15 protein-coding genes are annotated in these 16,462 nt (G+C 52.2%); 14 read left to right on the forward strand and 1 reads right to left on the reverse strand.

What is annotated here, in order from left to right:
* The first annotated feature begins 38 nt into the window (after positions 1–38).
* The 14 genes from Q3886_RS03110 to Q3886_RS03175 all read left to right on the forward strand — a co-directional run bounded on the left by Q3886_RS03110 (position 39) and on the right by Q3886_RS03175 (position 14,216).
* Positions 39–2,321: an adenosylcobalamin-dependent ribonucleoside-diphosphate reductase gene (locus tag Q3886_RS03110; protein WP_301859707.1), complete on the forward strand. Its 2,283-nt coding sequence runs from the start codon at positions 39–41 to the stop codon at positions 2,319–2,321.
* 74 nt (positions 2,322–2,395) lie between these two features.
* Positions 2,396–3,298, forward strand: a complete 903-nt coding sequence (locus Q3886_RS03115) for an EamA family transporter (RefSeq protein WP_301859708.1) — start codon at positions 2,396–2,398, stop codon at positions 3,296–3,298.
* Positions 3,299–3,595: 297 nt separating this feature from the next.
* Positions 3,596–4,669, forward strand: coding sequence for a 3-phosphoserine/phosphohydroxythreonine transaminase (serC, locus tag Q3886_RS03120; RefSeq protein ID WP_301859709.1), 1,074 nt, complete (start codon positions 3,596–3,598; stop codon positions 4,667–4,669).
* A gap of 57 nt (positions 4,670–4,726) precedes the next feature.
* Positions 4,727–6,316, forward strand: a complete 1,590-nt coding sequence (serA, locus tag Q3886_RS03125; RefSeq protein ID WP_301859710.1) for a phosphoglycerate dehydrogenase — start codon at positions 4,727–4,729, stop codon at positions 6,314–6,316.
* Between the two features lie 16 nt (positions 6,317–6,332).
* A complete protein-coding gene (locus Q3886_RS03130) occupies positions 6,333–6,977 on the forward strand; it encodes a histidine phosphatase family protein (protein ID WP_301859711.1) in 645 nt (214 codons plus the stop codon).
* 53 nt (positions 6,978–7,030) lie between these two features.
* Entirely contained in the window at positions 7,031–8,311 is a 1,281-nt protein-coding gene (serS, locus tag Q3886_RS03135) for a serine--tRNA ligase (RefSeq protein ID WP_301859712.1), read from the forward strand.
* A gap of 250 nt (positions 8,312–8,561) precedes the next feature.
* Positions 8,562–8,870 carry an urease subunit gamma gene (gene ureA / locus Q3886_RS03140; RefSeq protein WP_301859713.1) on the forward strand — a complete coding sequence of 103 codons (309 nt, stop codon included), beginning with the start codon at positions 8,562–8,564 and terminating at the stop codon, positions 8,868–8,870.
* 12 nt (positions 8,871–8,882) lie between these two features.
* Positions 8,883–9,245 carry an urease subunit beta gene (gene ureB, locus Q3886_RS03145; RefSeq protein WP_301859714.1) on the forward strand — a complete coding sequence of 121 codons (363 nt, stop codon included), beginning with the start codon at positions 8,883–8,885 and terminating at the stop codon, positions 9,243–9,245.
* Between the two features lie 13 nt (positions 9,246–9,258).
* Positions 9,259–10,980 (forward strand): urease subunit alpha, encoded by a 1,722-nt coding sequence (ureC, locus tag Q3886_RS03150; protein ID WP_301859715.1) that lies wholly within the window; start codon positions 9,259–9,261, stop codon positions 10,978–10,980.
* A gap of 16 nt (positions 10,981–10,996) precedes the next feature.
* Complete coding sequence (locus tag Q3886_RS03155) at positions 10,997–11,503, forward strand: AmiS/UreI family transporter (RefSeq protein ID WP_301859716.1); 507 nt, start codon at positions 10,997–10,999, stop codon at positions 11,501–11,503.
* A 68-nt stretch (positions 11,504–11,571) separates the two neighbouring features.
* Positions 11,572–12,051 (forward strand): hypothetical protein, encoded by a 480-nt coding sequence (locus Q3886_RS03160; protein WP_301859717.1) that lies wholly within the window; start codon positions 11,572–11,574, stop codon positions 12,049–12,051.
* Positions 12,052–12,059: 8 nt separating this feature from the next.
* Positions 12,060–12,761 carry an urease accessory protein UreF gene (locus Q3886_RS03165; RefSeq protein ID WP_301859718.1) on the forward strand — a complete coding sequence of 234 codons (702 nt, stop codon included), beginning with the start codon at positions 12,060–12,062 and terminating at the stop codon, positions 12,759–12,761.
* Positions 12,762–12,777: 16 nt separating this feature from the next.
* Positions 12,778–13,389, forward strand: a complete 612-nt coding sequence (gene ureG, locus Q3886_RS03170) for an urease accessory protein UreG (RefSeq protein WP_301859719.1) — start codon at positions 12,778–12,780, stop codon at positions 13,387–13,389.
* Positions 13,389–14,216 (forward strand): urease accessory protein UreD, encoded by an 828-nt coding sequence (locus Q3886_RS03175; RefSeq protein ID WP_301859720.1) that lies wholly within the window; start codon positions 13,389–13,391, stop codon positions 14,214–14,216. The genes ureG and Q3886_RS03175 overlap by 1 nt, the downstream gene beginning before the upstream one ends.
* Positions 14,217–14,299: 83 nt before the next feature.
* Here the strand turns inward: Q3886_RS03175 and Q3886_RS03180 are convergent, their stop codons facing one another.
* The gene (locus tag Q3886_RS03180) at positions 14,300–16,381 is read right to left on the reverse strand and encodes a transglycosylase domain-containing protein (protein ID WP_301859721.1); all 2,082 of its coding nucleotides are present in this window, start codon (positions 16,379–16,381) and stop codon (positions 14,300–14,302) included.
* Positions 16,382–16,462: the final 81 nt, after the last annotated feature.

Consider the following 16,462-nt stretch of genomic DNA (forward strand, 5'->3'; position numbering starts at 1 on the left):
GAATATACTATATAAGATACAATGATGGAGGACTGAATATGACGGAGCAAGAATGGCTTGGTGAACAGAACCAGCTGGGACTGGATATTTGGCGGAATAAATACTGCAGTGACGGCGAATCGTTTGAACAGTGGCTGCAGCGGGTCAGCGGCGGCAATGAAGACGTGGCAGATCTCATAGAGAAACAGAAATTTTTATTTGGCGGCCGTATTCTGGCCAACCGGGGTCTGGAATATGAAGGGAAAAAGATTACCCTGTCCAACTGCTATGTTATGACGCCGCCGGAAGATAACATTGAAAGTATTTTTGACCGTGCCGGCAAGCTGGCCCGTACGTACAGTTACGGCGGCGGCTGCGGCATCGATATTTCCAGCCTGAGCCCCAAGGGAGCGCGCATCAATAATGCTGCCAAAGAAACGAGCGGCTCCATTTCCTTCATGACCCTCTATTCGCTGGTAACGGAACTTATCGGGCAGAATGGACGCCGCGGCGCGCTGATGATTTCCATTGACTGTTCCCATCCGGACGTACTGGAATTTATAAAACTGAAGACAGACCTGGATAAGGTGACGAAAGCCAATATTTCCATTCGCCTGAGTGATGAATTTATGGAAGCCGTCCGGCAGCGGCGTCAGTTCCGTCTTCATTACACGCGAAAAGAAACGGGGCAGGTCATTGAAAGCCTGGTCGATGCAGCCGATGTCTTTCATCTCATTGCGGAAACGAACTGGGATTATGCTGAACCGGGCGCGCTGTTCTGGGATCGCATTCGTTCGTGGAATCTCCTGGCCAATACGAAGGAGTTTTCCTTTGCCGGTGTAAATCCCTGCGCAGAAGAACCCTTGCCGGCCGGCGGATCGTGCCTGCTGGGCAGCATTAACCTGGCCAATTTTGTACTGCATCCTTTCTCGGCAGATGCGGCCTTTGATATGGCAGACTTTAAGCGGACTGTTACCATTGCCGTACAGGCGCTGAACGACGTCCTTGACGAAGGCCTTCCGCTCCATCCGCTGCAGGAACAGCAGGACAGCGTCAAGATGTGGCGGCAAATCGGCCTGGGCATTATGGGCCTGGGCGACATGCTCATTAAGCTGGGCCTGACCTATGGCAGCGATGAAGCTGTCGATTTCTGCCACGAACTGGGCTTTGCCATGGCCGATACAGCCATTGCCGCATCGGCGCAGCTGGCAGCAGAAGAAGGTCCTTTTGCCATGTGTCATGTCGACGAAATCATGGAAACGCCTTATTTCCAGGCGAATACGACGGAACAGACCCGCGATCTCGTTCGGAAATACGGCCTTCATAATTCGCAGCTCCTGACCATTGCCCCGACGGGGACGTTGTCGACGATGCTGGGAATTTCCGGCGGCATTGAACCGATTTATGCCAATTTCTATGAACGAAAGACAGAATCTCTCCATGGCACGGACGTATACTATAAAGTGTATACGCCTATTGTGGATCGCTATATGAAGAGCCACGGCATTAAAGACGATGCCAATCTGCCGGGCTATTTCGTGACAGCCATGACCCTGGATTACCGGCAGCGCGTTGCCATGCAGGCAGCCTGGCAGCGCCATATTGACGCGTCCATCAGCTCGACGGTCAACGTGCCGAACAGCTTTACTGTAGAAGATACGGAACAGCTGTATATGCTGGCCTATGAAAAAGGCTGCAAAGGGCTGACCCTGTTCCGGGACGGCTGCAAGCGGGCCGGCATTCTGACGACTCATGTGGAAGATACAGGCGCGCCTATTGCCGGCGCAGGACTCCGGCGCGGCGAAATCGTCAGCATTGACGATAATGTTATCGGCAAAAAGCGAAAGCTCGTTACGGGCTGCGGCAGCCTGCACTGTCTGGCCTTCTTTGATCCGTCCACAGGAGCCCTTCTGGAAACGTATCTGAGCAAAGGTTCGACAGGAGGCTGCAATAACTTCATGATCGGCCTGTCCCGGATGATTTCCATCAGTGCCCGTGCCGGCATTGACGTGTATACTATTGTGGATCAGCTCAATTCGACAGGAAACTGTCCGTCCTATTCTGTACGGCGGGCAACGCGGGGCGATACGAGCAAAGGGTCCTGCTGCCCCATGGCTGTAGGCAATGCCCTGCTGGATATGTATAACGAAGTGCAGGAAGAACTGCGTCAGTCATCAGCCGTTGCCGGCGGTGAAGTGCCGGTCCGCAAGGCGCCGGTTCCGCCCAAGGCAGATAAGAAAGTAACGGCAGACAGCATGTTCTGCCCGCAGTGCGGCGAACCTCTCGTCTTTGAAGGAGGCTGCAATACCTGCAAAAACTGCGGCTGGAGCAAATGTAATTAATGACATCAGCTGGTCCGGACCAGCTGATATCCGTACATTTCCGAATACAGCCAAATGAGGAGGAGCTAGAATTCATGAAAGTACAAGACCGTTTACTGGCCATTTTAATCGTCATCATATGGGGCGTTAACTTCACAGTCATCAAATTTGGCGTCGACGGCATACCGCCGCTGCTGCTGGTAGCCCTGCGCTTTGCTTTTGCCGCCTTTCCGGCGCTGCTGTTCATCAGGCGGCCCCAGGCACCGCTGCGCCATATCGTGGCCTATGGCCTGACTGTCGGCGTCGGCCAGTTTGCCTGTTTATTCTGTGCCATCCATATCGGCATGCCTGCCGGAGCAGCGTCGGTTATCCTGCAGGCCCAGGCCTTTTTTACGATCTTCCTGGCAGCGCTGTTCTTTCATGAACGCATTCATGGCAGGCAGATTGTGGGCCTGACTATGGCAGCTGCCGGCCTGGCTTTTATTAGCGGTCAGTTTGACAGTCAGGCTGCCGTCATTCCCCTGGATTCACTCGTATTGACGCTGGGCGGTGCTCTGTGCTGGGGCCTGTCCAACATCGTCGTCCGCCAGGCATCGACGGCAGCTGCAGAAGAAGGCAAACATCTCGATGTGCTCAGCCTCGTCGTCTGGTCCAGCCTCGTGCCGCCTCTGCCCATGCTGGCCCTGTCGGCATGGCTGGAAGGCCCTGACGCCATGGCTTCGGCTATTCTCCATATTCAGCCTGTTACGGTCTTTTCTATTTGTTATTTATCCTTTCTGGCTACTATCGTTGGGTATGGACTGTGGAGCAAGCTCCTGGCCAAATATGAAGCTCATAAAATTGCGCCTCTGTCACTGCTCGTGCCGGTTTTTGGACTCCTTACGGCCCGGTTTGTCCTCGGCGAAAGCCTGTCCCTCTGGCAGTGGCTTGGCGTCATTGTCGTCATTCTCGGTCTTGTCGTGACCAATATGCCCATCCATCGGCCTAAAGGAGCGTAGAAATCTGCAGTCTTTGTTCTTGACAGACAGGAAAATCGTGTTTATAATAAACATAATTTTACAGTACGCAATGAAGGAGAAGCAAATTACGCTGCCTGATCAGAGAGCTGCCGGCCGGTGCGAGGCAGAGAGGCTGTAAGGCGTTCCGCTCCGGAGCGGCAAATGATGAATTTGACGGGTTCGCCCGATACAGCGAAGCAAGTTGGCCGAAAGGCAAGTTGGGTGGCAACGCGGGAATTTACTCTCGTCCCTGTAAAGGGACGGGAGTTTTTTTATGAGTGAAAGGTGTGGAACCACGTGAAACGAGTATATAATTTTAATGCCGGACCATCGGCCATGCCTCTGGAAGTGCTGCAGGAGGTTCAGGCAGAATTTCTTGATTTTCAGCATACAGGCATGAGCATCGTTGAAATCAGCCATCGCAGTGCTGCCTACCAGGCGATGCAGGATGATGTAAAAGCGACGCTCAGGCGCTTTCTGTCCATTCCGGACGGCTATGCCGTCATCTTCATGCAGGGCGGCGGCAGCATGCAGTTCGTCATGCATGCTGCTAATTTCCTGAAGCGGAAAGGCGGCTATATCAATACCGGTGTCTGGTCGGACAAAGCCATGAAGGCGGCACAGTTTTTTGGCACGACCTATGAAGTAGCATCCAGCAAAGGCGATGGCTTTACGTATATTCCTTCGCCAGATACATTCTCTGTGCAGGATGGGACCGATTACGTATATATTACGTCGAACAATACTATTCATGGTACAGAATGGCAGACGTATCCGTCTTTTGATGTGCCATTATTCTGTGATATGTCCAGCGATTTTCTCAGCCGTCCTTTCGACGTGAGCAACTTCGACTTTGTCTATGCCGGTGCGCAGAAAAACGTCGGCCCTGCCGGTGTCGTTGTCGGCATTATTAAGGAAGAGCTGCTGAAACAGGCCCGGACAGACCTGCCGGACATGCTGAAGTATCAGACCTATGTCGATAAGGATTCGACGTATAATACGCCGCCAGTATTTGGTATTTACTTCGTCGGCAAAGTGCTGCACTGGCTGGAAGATCACGGCGGTCTGGCTGCCATGGCGTCGAGAAACAAGGAAAAAGCCGATCTCGTATACAGTGTTCTCGACAGCAGTGATGGATTCTACCGCGGCCATGCCCGTAAGGATTCGCGGAGCCGCATGAATGTTACCTTTAATCTGCCGTCGCCGGAGCTGGAAGCTGAATTTGCTGCCAAGGCGGCGGAAAAAGGGCTCATAGGCCTGAAGGGACATCGCTCCATTGGCGGCTGCCGGGCGTCGCTGTATAATGCTGTTACCCTGGAAGGCTGTCAGGCTCTGGCTGATTTTATGGAAACCTTCCGGCAGAATCATTAATACAATAAAAAGTAAAGACAAAACGCGTAGGGGCGCGTGTACAGGAGGAGAAAACAGATGAAGATTTTAGTTAGTGATGACGTATCCATGAAAGGCGTAGAGCTGCTGCGGGAACATGGCTATGAAGTAGATGTGAAGAAAAACCTGGATGAACAGGGGCTTATCGACTGCATTGGCGAATATGACGGACTTATTACCCGTTCCATGACGCATGTAACGGAAAAAGTTATTGATGCCGCAACCAAATTAAAGGTCATTGGCCGGGCCGGTGTCGGCGTCGACAGTATTGACCTGAAAACGGCAACTGCCCGGGGCATTGTCGTCGTCAACACGCCGACGGCCAATACCATGGCAGCAACGGAACATACCTGTGCCATGATCATGGCCATTACGCGTCATATTCCGCAGGCCCATAATTCTCTTATGGCCGGTGAATGGGACCGGGCCCGGTTTACGGGGATTCAGCTCCAGCACAAGACCATTGGCATTATCGGCGTAGGCCGCATTGGTTCGCGCATTGCCAAGCGGATGCAGGCCATGGAAATGAAGACCATCGGCTATGACCCGTATATTCCGGAAGAACGGTTCAAACAGCTCGGCGTTCAGTCTGTCGATCTGGATACGCTCCTGCGCACGTCTGACTATATTACCATGCATACGCCGCTGACCAAGGAAACACGCGGCATGATCGGTGCTGAAGAAATTGCCAAGATGAAAGACGGCGTCCGCGTCATCAACGTATCCCGCGGTGCTGTCCTCGATATTCAGGCTCTGGCAGAAGCCCTCAAGAGCGGCCACGTTGCCGGCGCGGCTATTGACGTATTCCCGACAGAACCGCTTCGCAAGGAAATTGACCCGTTCATTGGCATGGACAACGTCGTCATTACGCCGCACCTCGGCGCCTCGACAGTAGAAGCGCAGATCGGCGTATCCGTAGACGTTGCAGAAGGCGTTATGGCAGCCCTGAGCGGCGAACCGGTCGCAACAGCTGTCAATATGGCTCCTATTCCGCAGAACGTGTACAACGTCATTCATCCCTATTTCGATCTGATGGAACGGATGGGCAATCTGGCTGTATACCTGTCAGACGCACCGATGCGGGAAATTCAGGTAGAATATACGGGCGAGCTGGCCGAAACGGAAACGCGCCTTCTTACCATTGCCGTTTTGAAAGGGGCCCTGAATCCGATACTGCAGGAATCGGTCAACTTCGTCAATGCTGCTGAAGTAGCCAAAACCCGTCATATTGCCGTAAAAGAAATCAAATCACAGGATAACAGCTATTTCGTCGATGCCGTAACGGTACGCGTCAAGACCAGCAAGGGTGAACACACCCTCGTGGGGACGCTGTTCAATAAGACGGAAGCCAAAATCGTTCAGATCGACGAATACCGCGTCGACTTTACGCCGGAAGGGTATCTGCTCCTGGCGCCCCATATTGACCAGCCTAACATGATCGGCCAGATTTCGACGATTCTGGGGCAGGCTCACATCAATATTACGGGCATGCAGGTCGGACGCATGACCAAGACCGGCACGAATATCATGGCTATTGCCGTTCAGGACGACATTCCCAACGATATTATGCTCAAGCTCCGTTCCATTGACGGCATTTTGGATATGAAACTGATTCACTGCGATATATAAGGTCCGGGAGGTACTGATGATTCGAATTATACTGATTCGCCACGGCGAAACGAAATGGAACGTAGAAGGCCGCTATCAGGGCCAGGAAGACACGCAGCTCAGTGAACGAGGCCTTGCTCAGGGGCATATGGTTGCTCAGGGACTGAAAGACATCCCTATGGACCGGGCCATTTCCAGTCCTCTGGAACGGTCGTACATGACCTGCCAGTTCTGTGCAGACCTGCACGGGCTGAACGTAGAAAAGGACAGCCGTCTCATTGAAATCAATCACGGCGACTGGGAAGGCTGCCTGGCTGATGAAATCAGACAGAAGTATCCGAAAGAATTTCAGCAGTGGCACAGTCAGCCGCAGCTCGTTACCATGCCGGGCAAAGGCGGCGAATCCCTGGACGATGTACGGCGCCGCGCCCGTGCTGCCTTTGACGAATATGCTGAAAAATACGACGGCCAGACCGTCCTCGTCGCCGCCCATGATGCCGTCAACAAGGCGATTATCTGCGATGTTCTGGGCCTGGACATGAGTCATTTCTGGCAGATCAAGCAGGATAATACGTGCATTAACGTGCTGGAATGCCACGATGGTGTATGGCGTCTGGTACTGCTCAATTCCACGAATCACATGGGCTATCTGTTCAGCGGCATTGAACAGAAGGGCCTGTAAGCCATAGGCTGTATGCAATCCCTGTTTCTATAGAGAAAGGAAGAATATTCATTATGTTAGATACTAAATTCATTCGCGAACATGCAGAAGAAGTGAAGCTGAATGTAGAACGGCGTCATGCCAAAGCCGACGTCGATGCCTTTGTTGCCCTCGACAGCCGCCGCCGCGAACTGCTTCAGAAAGTAGAAGCCATGAAGAACGAACGCAATACGGTAACGCAGGAAATCAGCCAGCTCAAGCGGAACAAGCAGAATGCCGATGAACAGATTGCAGCCATGAAAAAACTGGGCGATGACATCGACGTTCTCGATAAGGAAGTCAAACAGGTTGAAGCCGATATGCTGAACATTCAGCTCATGATTCCCAACATGTGTCATCCTTCTGTTCCTGTCGGCAATGATGACAGCGACAATCCGGAAGTCCGTAAATGGGGCGAACCGACGAAATTTGACTTTACGCCGCTCAATCACTGGGACGTCGGTGAAAAACTGGGCATTCTCGATTCCGAACGGGCTGCCAAGGTTACGGGCGCCCGCTTCTATTACTACATCGGTGCCGGCGCACGGCTGGAACGGGCTGTATATAACTTCATGCTCGATCAGCATACGGAAAAAGACGGCTATACGGAAGTTATTCCGCCGTACATCGTCAATCGCGACTCCATGACCGGTACGGGCCAGCTGCCGAAATTCTATGAAGACATGTACCGGCTCAACGTAGAAGGCGAAGAAATGTATATGATTCCGACTGCAGAAGTACCGCTGACCAACTACTACCGCGGCGAAATCATTGACGGTGCCAAGCTGCCTGTGTACTTTACGGCCATGACGCCGTGCTTCCGTGCCGAAGCCGGTTCTGCCGGCCGTGATACGCGGGGCCTTATCCGTCAGCATCAGTTCCATAAAGTAGAAATGGTTAAATATACGACGCCGGAAACGAGTTATGATGAACTGGATAAGCTCACGAACAATGCCGAAGATATTCTGAAAGCCCTGGGCCTGCCGTATCACGTCGTCTGCCTGTGCACCGGCGATATTGGCTTTTCGGCAGCCAAGACCTTTGACGTGGAAGTCTGGTTCCCGGCACAGGAAAAATATCGGGAAATTTCGTCGTGCTCCAATACGGAAGATTTCCAGGCTCGCCGTGCCAATATCCGCTTCCGCCGCTCGCCTAAGTCCAAACCGGAATACGTCCATACCCTGAATGGCTCCGGCCTGGCCGTAGGCCGTACAGTTGCTGCTATTCTGGAAAACTATCAGCAGGCTGACGGCTCTGTCATCGTTCCGGAAGTACTCCGTCCCTATATGCACTGTGACGTCATTACGAAGCAGTAATGCTGCAGAAATAACCGGCTTTTTTGTCCGTACAGCAGACACCTTGATGAAGATTCGTCAAGGTGTCTTTTTAGTTATTATAGCCTTCATGTGAATTATAATAAGTAATATATCTATTACCTGTTATTATATTTGATATTCTTATGTCATATTTAAAAATGCATATATGTAATTGACATCACCCATAAGAATGATAAAATATTATTTGCAACACGAAGAAAATATTAAAATTAAAAGGAGAAAATAAAAAATGAGAATAACTCCGAAGGAAATGGAAAAATTGATGCTCCATACAGCAGGCAATTTGGCCAAAGAACGCAGAGCCCGCGGATTGAAGCTGAATTACGCCGAAGCTGTGGCCTATATCAGTTCGGAATTAATGGAACTGGCCCGTGATGGGAAGCGCGTGACAGAACTGATGGAGCTGGGATGCCATCTCCTCACCAGTGATGACGTCATGGATGGCGTAGCCGGCATGGTTACACAGGTTCAGGTAGAAGCGACGTTTCCGGACGGCACGAAGCTCGTCACCGTTCATCATCCCATTCAGCAGGTATAAGGAGAGACGACTATGGAAATAGGAGAAATTAAAGCACTGGACAGAGATATTACGCTCAATGCAGGGAAGCCGGTCGTTACAGTTACGGTTGCCAATACGGGAGACCGCCCCGTTCAGGTAGGCTCTCATTTTCATTTCTTTGAAGTGAATCGCTGCCTTTCCTTTGATCGGGAAAAGGCCTATGGATATCATCTCGATATTCCTTCCGGCACATCGGTCCGCTTCGAACCAGGTGAAGAAAAAGAAGTGCAGCTTACGGCCATGGGCGGGACAAAGCGGGTCTTTGGCCTTAATGATCTGACCCGGGCCCGTGTAGGAGACGATACGAAAGCAGCATCCCTTGCCAAGGCAAAAATCAAGGGGTTTATACAGTAGAGGAGGATACAGAATGAGCGTAACCATTTCTGGAAATAAATATGCCATGATGTATGGCCCGACGACGGGGGATAAAGTTCGTCTGGCTGATACGAATCTGGTCATTGAAGTAGAAAACGATTACACGACATATGGTGATGAATGCAAGTTTGGCGGCGGCAAAACCCTGCGCGACGGCATGGGTCAGTCCGTTACGACGACGAGTGCCGGCGGCGACCTGGACTTGGTCATTACGAACTGCCTTATCGTCGATTATACGGGCATTTATAAAGCCGATATTGGCATTAAAGACGGACTGATTGCCGGCATTGGCAAGGCAGGAAATCCGGCTGTCATGGACGGTGTTACGCCGGGAATGGTTGTCGGCGCATCTACAGAAGCCCTGGCCGGCGAAGGACTGATCGTTACAGCCGGCGGCATTGATTCGCACATCCATTTCATTTCGCCGAGCCAGGTAGAATGTGCGCTGTACAGCGGCGTAACAACTATGATCGGCGGCGGTACCGGCCCGGCTGATGGCACGAATGCCACGACCTGTACGCCTGGTCCCTGGAATATGGCTATGATGCTGAAAGCAGCAGAAGAATATCCCATGAATATCGGCTTCCTCGGCAAGGGGAACTGCGCCGATGAAAAAGCGCTTATCGAACAGGTCGAAGCAGGCGCCATGGGCCTGAAGATTCATGAAGACTGGGGTGCTACGCCGGCCGTTATCGACCATTGCCTGAACGTAGCCGATGACTATGACGTGCAGGTTGCTATTCATACGGATACGCTGAATGAAGGGGGCTGCGTAGAAGATACGCTTAATGCCATTGCCGGCCGCACCATTCATACGTACCATACAGAAGGCGCCGGCGGCGGCCATGCGCCGGACATCATCCGCGCTGCCGGTGCGCCCAACGTGCTGCCGTCTTCGACGAATCCTACCATGCCTTTTACGGTCAATACGCTGGATGAACATCTGGACATGCTCATGGTATGCCATCATCTGGATAAACGGATTCCGGAAGACGTAGCCTTTGCGGACTCCCGTATTCGTCCGGAAACCATTGCTGCCGAAGACGTTCTCCATGATATGGGCGTGTTCAGCATGATGAGTTCCGACTCCCAGGCCATGGGCCGCGTTGGCGAAGTTATTACCCGCACGTGGCAGACGGCGAGCAAGATGAAAGACGAACGGGGCGCCCTGCCGGAAGATGCCGGTCACGACAATGATAATTTCCGCGTCAAACGGTATATTTCCAAGTACACCATCAATCCGGCTATTACCCACGGCATTTCCCAGTATGTCGGCTCCCTGGAAGTGGGAAAATTTGCCGATATTGTTCTGTGGAACCCGGCCTTCTTCGGCATTAAGCCGGATATGATTATTAAAGGCGGCATGATTACAGCATCTAAGATGGGCGATGGCAATGCTTCTATTCCAACGTGCGAACCGGTCATGTACCAGCCTATGTTCGGTGCCCACGGCGCTGCGAAATATGCGTCGTGCCTGACCTTTGTATCTCAGGCGGCTATGGAACGGGATGTGAAAGAAGCATATGGTCTGCAGAAAACAGTAGTCCCTGTTTCCGGCTGCCGCCATATTGGTAAAGTGGACATGAAGTTCAATGACCAGGCACCGGATATTCAGGTCAATCCGGAAACCTATGAAGTGCGCGTAGACGGAGAAAAAATCACGTCCCAGGCAGCAGAAAAACTGCCCCTTACGCAGCTGTATAATTTGTTCTAAGAAAGGACGGGATGTCATGTTAGGTGTGTGTTTGCTCTTTGTCGGCATCGTCCTGATTAACAACGGCCTGTGCACGCTGTATAAGGTCGACGGCGAATCGACGGCAGTAATGAATATCTTTACCGGCGGCTTATCTCTCATTGCCAACGTCATCGCCATGGTGCAGGGCAACTACTATGCTGCCGGAACGGGACTGCTCTTCGGCTTTACCTACCTCTTCGTCGCCTTTTCCAAGATCCGCGGCCTCAGTCCTCTGCCTTTTGCCTGGTTTTCCACCTTTGTTGCCGTCAATGCCTTTATTTTCGGCACCATGGAAGGATTCTTCGGCAATTCAGTTCTCCATATTACGCCGGACTGGCGCTGGGCCGCTATCTGGTATTTATGGGGAATTCTCTGGGGCACGGCCTTTGTAGAAGATGTACTGGGTGTGAAATTAGGGAAATTCGTTCCCCGTCTTCAGGTTTTTGAAGGCGTCGTTACGGCCTGGATTCCCGGCGTACTTCTCCTCATTGGCCAGTGGTAATAAAAATAAAATAAGGTATACAACAATAGCGTGCTGCGGCGCGCTATTGTTTTCAAAGGAGGAACCATATGATCTGTACGACTATATACGGTAAACTTGCCAATATGGATACAACTGGCAAGACCATAGAAACAGTGGATATTGAATGGCATGAATCATTCAAGAAAATTCATTCCAAGAAAACGAATACAGGACGGGAAATCGGCATCCGCATGGGTGACGAAGTCCTGACGCGCGGGCTGTATGAAGGCGACGTTATTTACGATCAGGATAATCTCCTCATCGTCGTGCATACGCCGCCGTGCGAGGTCATTGCCGTTCATGTAGCTCCGGATCATCCCAAGATGGCAGCCAAGGTCTGTTATGAAATCGGCAATCGCCATGCTGCTCTGTTCTGGGGGGAAGACGACCGGACCTTCGTGACGCCGTATAATGAGCCCATGCTGGTCATGCTTGGCAAATTGCACGGTGTCACGGCGGAAAAGCGCGTACAGTCTCTCGACTTTGACCATCGCATTTCATCACAGGTTCATAACCATCATCATTAGGGGATACTATGAGTATACAAACGTTAGAAGGACACTTTCTGCTGCTGCAGATTAACGATTCTCTCTTTCCCATAGGGGCTTATTCTCATTCGTATGGCCTGGAAACGTATATTCAGCGCGGTCTCGTCCATGATGAGCATACTGCTGCTGTCTATATTACCAATCGGCTGCGCTATAATTTTGCCTATACCGATTTGCTGGCTGCCCGGCTGGCCTATGATGCAGCTGCCTGCCAGGATATTCAGGCCATTGATGAACTGGAAGAAATTATGGAAGCGTCCCGCATACCTATGGAACTGCGGGAAGCGTCTAAAAAGCTGGGCAACCGGTTCTGCAAAACCCTGATGCATATGGAAGGGCCGTGGCATGGAAACTTTTTTTGCCAGTACCTGACGGCCCGGAAGGGAAAGACTACGTGCCATCCCTGTGCCTATGGCGTCTTCTGTGCAGCCAACGGCATTGAGCGGGAAGAAGGGCTGGCCAATTACCTGTACGCCCAGACGTCGGGGATGGTGACGAACTGCGTAAAAACCGTGCCGCTCAGTCAGTCGTCAGGGCAGAAGATCCTCACCCGGCTGCATCCGGTTTTTGCCGAACTGCTGCTGCGTGTGGAAGAAGCTGACGAGGCCATGCTCTGTGCTTCTACGCCGGCCTTTGACCTGCGCAGCATGGAACATGAACACCTCTATTCGCGGCTGTATATGTCTTAAGAAAGGAAGGATACCATTGGCTTATGTACGTATTGGCGTCGCCGGTCCTGTTGGCTCCGGCAAGACGGCGCTCATTGAAGCGCTGACACGGCGCATGTCTAAGGAATACAGCATTGGTGTTATTACCAATGATATTTATACGAAAGAAGATGCGGAATTTCTGGCAAAAAATTCCGTCATGCCTGTAGAACGTATTATTGGCGTCGAAACAGGAGGCTGCCCGCATACGGCCATTCGGGAAGATGCTTCCATGAATCTGGAAGCTGTCGATGAAATGATGGAACGGTTCCCGGATATACAGATTTTATTCATCGAAAGCGGCGGCGATAATTTGTCGGCAACCTTTTCGCCGGAACTGGCGGATGCGACTATTTTCGTCATCGACGTATCAGAAGGCGACAAGATTCCCCGCAAAGGCGGTCCCGGCATTACCCGGTCCGACCTTCTCGTCATTAATAAGATCGATCTGGCCCCTTATGTCGGTGCCAGCCTGGAAGTAATGGAACGGGATTCCCGGCGCATGCGAGGCGACCGGCCCTTTATCTTCACCAACATCCGCAGCGGCGAACATGTCGATGATGTTGTACAGTGGATCAAGAAACATGTGCTCCTGGAAGGAATGGAATAATGGGGGGCAATCAGTTTGGCCGTACATCGTCTCTGACGCTGAAAGCCGCTGCCGGAAAAAACGGCAGAACCTTGTTGAAGGATCTTTCCTTTACTGCTCCGTTTAAGGTCATGGAACCTTTCGTTCGGGATGACGGACTGACGCAGGTCATGGTACTGGCCGCGTCGGCAGGCATTATGGAAGGAGACAGGCAGGAATTTTCCCTGTCTGTCGAATCAGGAGCGGCCCTGGAATTTACGTCGCAGGCCTATGAAAAAATCCATCAAATGTCCGGTCAGGACTGTGCCAGGCGGCATGCAGCCATTACCGTAGCCGACGGCGGATTTCTGCGGTATAATCCGCAGGCCACCGTGCCGTTTGCCGATTCTGCCTTTGAAAGTACTGTTGATGTACACCTTCAGGGCAATGCCGGATTTCAGTGGAGTGAAATTTTTACGTGTGGCCGCTATATGCGGGGCGAACGATTTGCCTATAGATGGTACACGAACCTGGTCCGGATTTATCGTGACGGCCGGCTGATTTACCGGGATAACGCACGGTTTGATCCGACTGTCTTTGCCATGGACGGCATGGGTATGTTTGAACAGTATACCCATCTGGCCAGCCTGTTTATTTCCCGGCCCAAACAGGGCGAAGCCTTTGCCCGTCAGGTCTATGACCTGCTGCAGGAAGCGGAAGAACAGGGAAAAGCGGGAAGTCAGCCCCTGGTAGAAGGCGGCATTACCGCTCTTTCAGACGGCGATTATGCTGTCCGCATCTTCGGCGTTCGCGCCCAGACGCTGGAAAAGCTGAAAGAAAAAATCATGGATATAGGCTGTCAGGAATAAGGGCAGAAAAAAGGGACTGCAGAAGCGCTCGTGCGTTTCTGCAGTCCCTTTCGTAGTTATATGAAGCTTTTGACAGGATGGTGTTATTCCCGTTCCTTGTTGTTGCGGTCAGCCTGCTGAACCAGCCGCTGTGCATCCGGTTCCGATTCTGCCGGAGCCGTATCTGCTGCCGGTTCAGCTGATTCGGCCGGTTCTTTCTTCCGGGTCAGCGTATCTTTGATCTTTTCTTTCAGCGATTCTGCTTTGGATTCGATTGGTTTCTTTGCCGGTTTTGGCTGTTCTGTAATGCGTTTCATGCCGGCCGGAATGGAGAAGGCTTCGCCAGAGGAATCTTCTGTTGCTGACGACATGTAGGCCCGCCAGATTTCTGCCGGAATGGTGCCGCCGTATACTTCGCCGAGGCTGTGAGAACCGGAGTCGTCACCGATCCAGACAGCTGTGACAATATCCGGCGTATAGCCGACGAACCAGGCGTCGACGTTGTCATCTGTCGTCCCTGTCTTGCCGGCAGCGGGGCGGCCAATGTCGGCGCCTGTGCCGGTGCCGTGGCTGATGACGCCTTCCAGCATGTACGTCATTTCATAGGCTTCTTTTTCCGTCATGACCTGGGTCTTGTTTTCTTCCCGGGACAGTGTCGATTCGTCTTCCAGAACGTTGCCGTTGCGGTCGAGAATTTTGACGATAGCCGTCGGTTTGATGTGCACCCCTTTATTGGCAAAAGTCCCGTAGGCACTGGCCATTTCCAGCGGTGTTACGCCGCGGGTCAGGCCGCCTAAGGCCATGGCCAGGTTGTCGTCTTTGGAATCCAAGGTGGTAATGCCCATTTTCTTGGCATTGGCAATAATGTTGCTCGGTCCTACTTCGTCGGCCAGCTGTACGGCGACGGTGTTGATGGACAGTGCCAGGGCTTCGCTGAGCGTAACTGTTCCGCGGAACGATTTGTCCGCATTCTGCGGTTTCCAGGACCCATAGGAGACGGCTTTGTCTTCCATCGTCGAGCTCGGCGTCTTATCATGCTGCAGAGCCGTCATGTAGACGAAAGGCTTAAATGCCGATCCAGGCTGGCGCACTGCCATGGTGGCGCGGTTGAAGCTGTCCTGGCCGCGGCCGCCGACCATGGCCAGAATGTGGCCCGTTTTGGGGTCCAGAGAAACGATGGCACCCTGCGGCTGTGTCAGGCCCTTGTCATCCTTGTAGTTATCCGGCAGCTGCCGCAGCGCCCGGACAGCGGCGTGCTGTTTTTCCGCATCCATGGTGGTGTAGATTTTCAGCCCTTCCTTGTACAGCGCATCATCTCCGTATTTGGCTGCTACCAGCTGAGATACGTAATCGACGAAAGATGCTGTTTCCGCGTTTTCGCTGGTCTGCTTGGGCGTTGTCAGATCCAGGTCGGCCTTTTTGGCGGCGTCGCCGTCAGCCTGAGAAATATAGCCGTATTTGACCATCTGGTCGAGAACCGTGTTGGTACGGCTTTTCGCTTCGTTCAGGTTATTGAAAGGCGAGTAGTAGTTTGGGCTTTTCGGCAGGCCTGCCAGCATGGCGCACTGCTTCAGATTCAGTTCATTGACGTCCTTGTCAAAATACGTTTTAGCTGCCGTCTGAATGCCGTATGCGCCCTGGCCAAAATAAATCTGATTCATGTACATTTCCAGGATTTCTTTTTTGCTGTATTTTCGTTCAATTTCCAGAGCCAGCATGGCTTCCTGGAGTTTGCGCTTCAGCGTCTGTTCCTGCGAAAGAAAGGCGTTTTTGGCCAGCTGCTGCGTAATCGTACTGCCGCCCTGGGAAATGCCCCGGTTGGTCAGGTTGGCTACGACGGCACGGGCAATGCCGATGGGGTCGATGCCGATATGATCATAAAAGCGGTTGTCTTCGGCAGCAATGAAGGCGTTCTGCAGGTTCTGCGGCACCTTGTTGATGTCAATAGGCAGGCGGTTCTGATCGGAATGAAGCGTCGTTATAAGGCGGCCGTGAATGTCAAATACCTGCGACGATACGGCAGGGCGCATATTGTTTCCCACTGTAGGCAGACTCTGGTAGGCAGCGAAAATATATCCGAAACCAAGTCCGGCAAGTATGACAAAACACAGGAGAAACAGGAAGCGCAGCCTGCGGAGAGGCCCTGTTTTTTTAGCGTGTTTTGCTCTGCGTCTGGGTGTATACATATGTCCTCCTATATAAAATAAATTCCTATATTTTACATAACGGGAATACCCGCTGTTAGGAAATAAAAAAACGCATATCAC

Origin of the sequence: uncultured Megasphaera sp. (assembly GCF_958350005.1) — a bacterium.
In the GTDB taxonomy this organism is placed as follows: Bacteria; Bacillota; Negativicutes; order Veillonellales; family Megasphaeraceae; genus Megasphaera.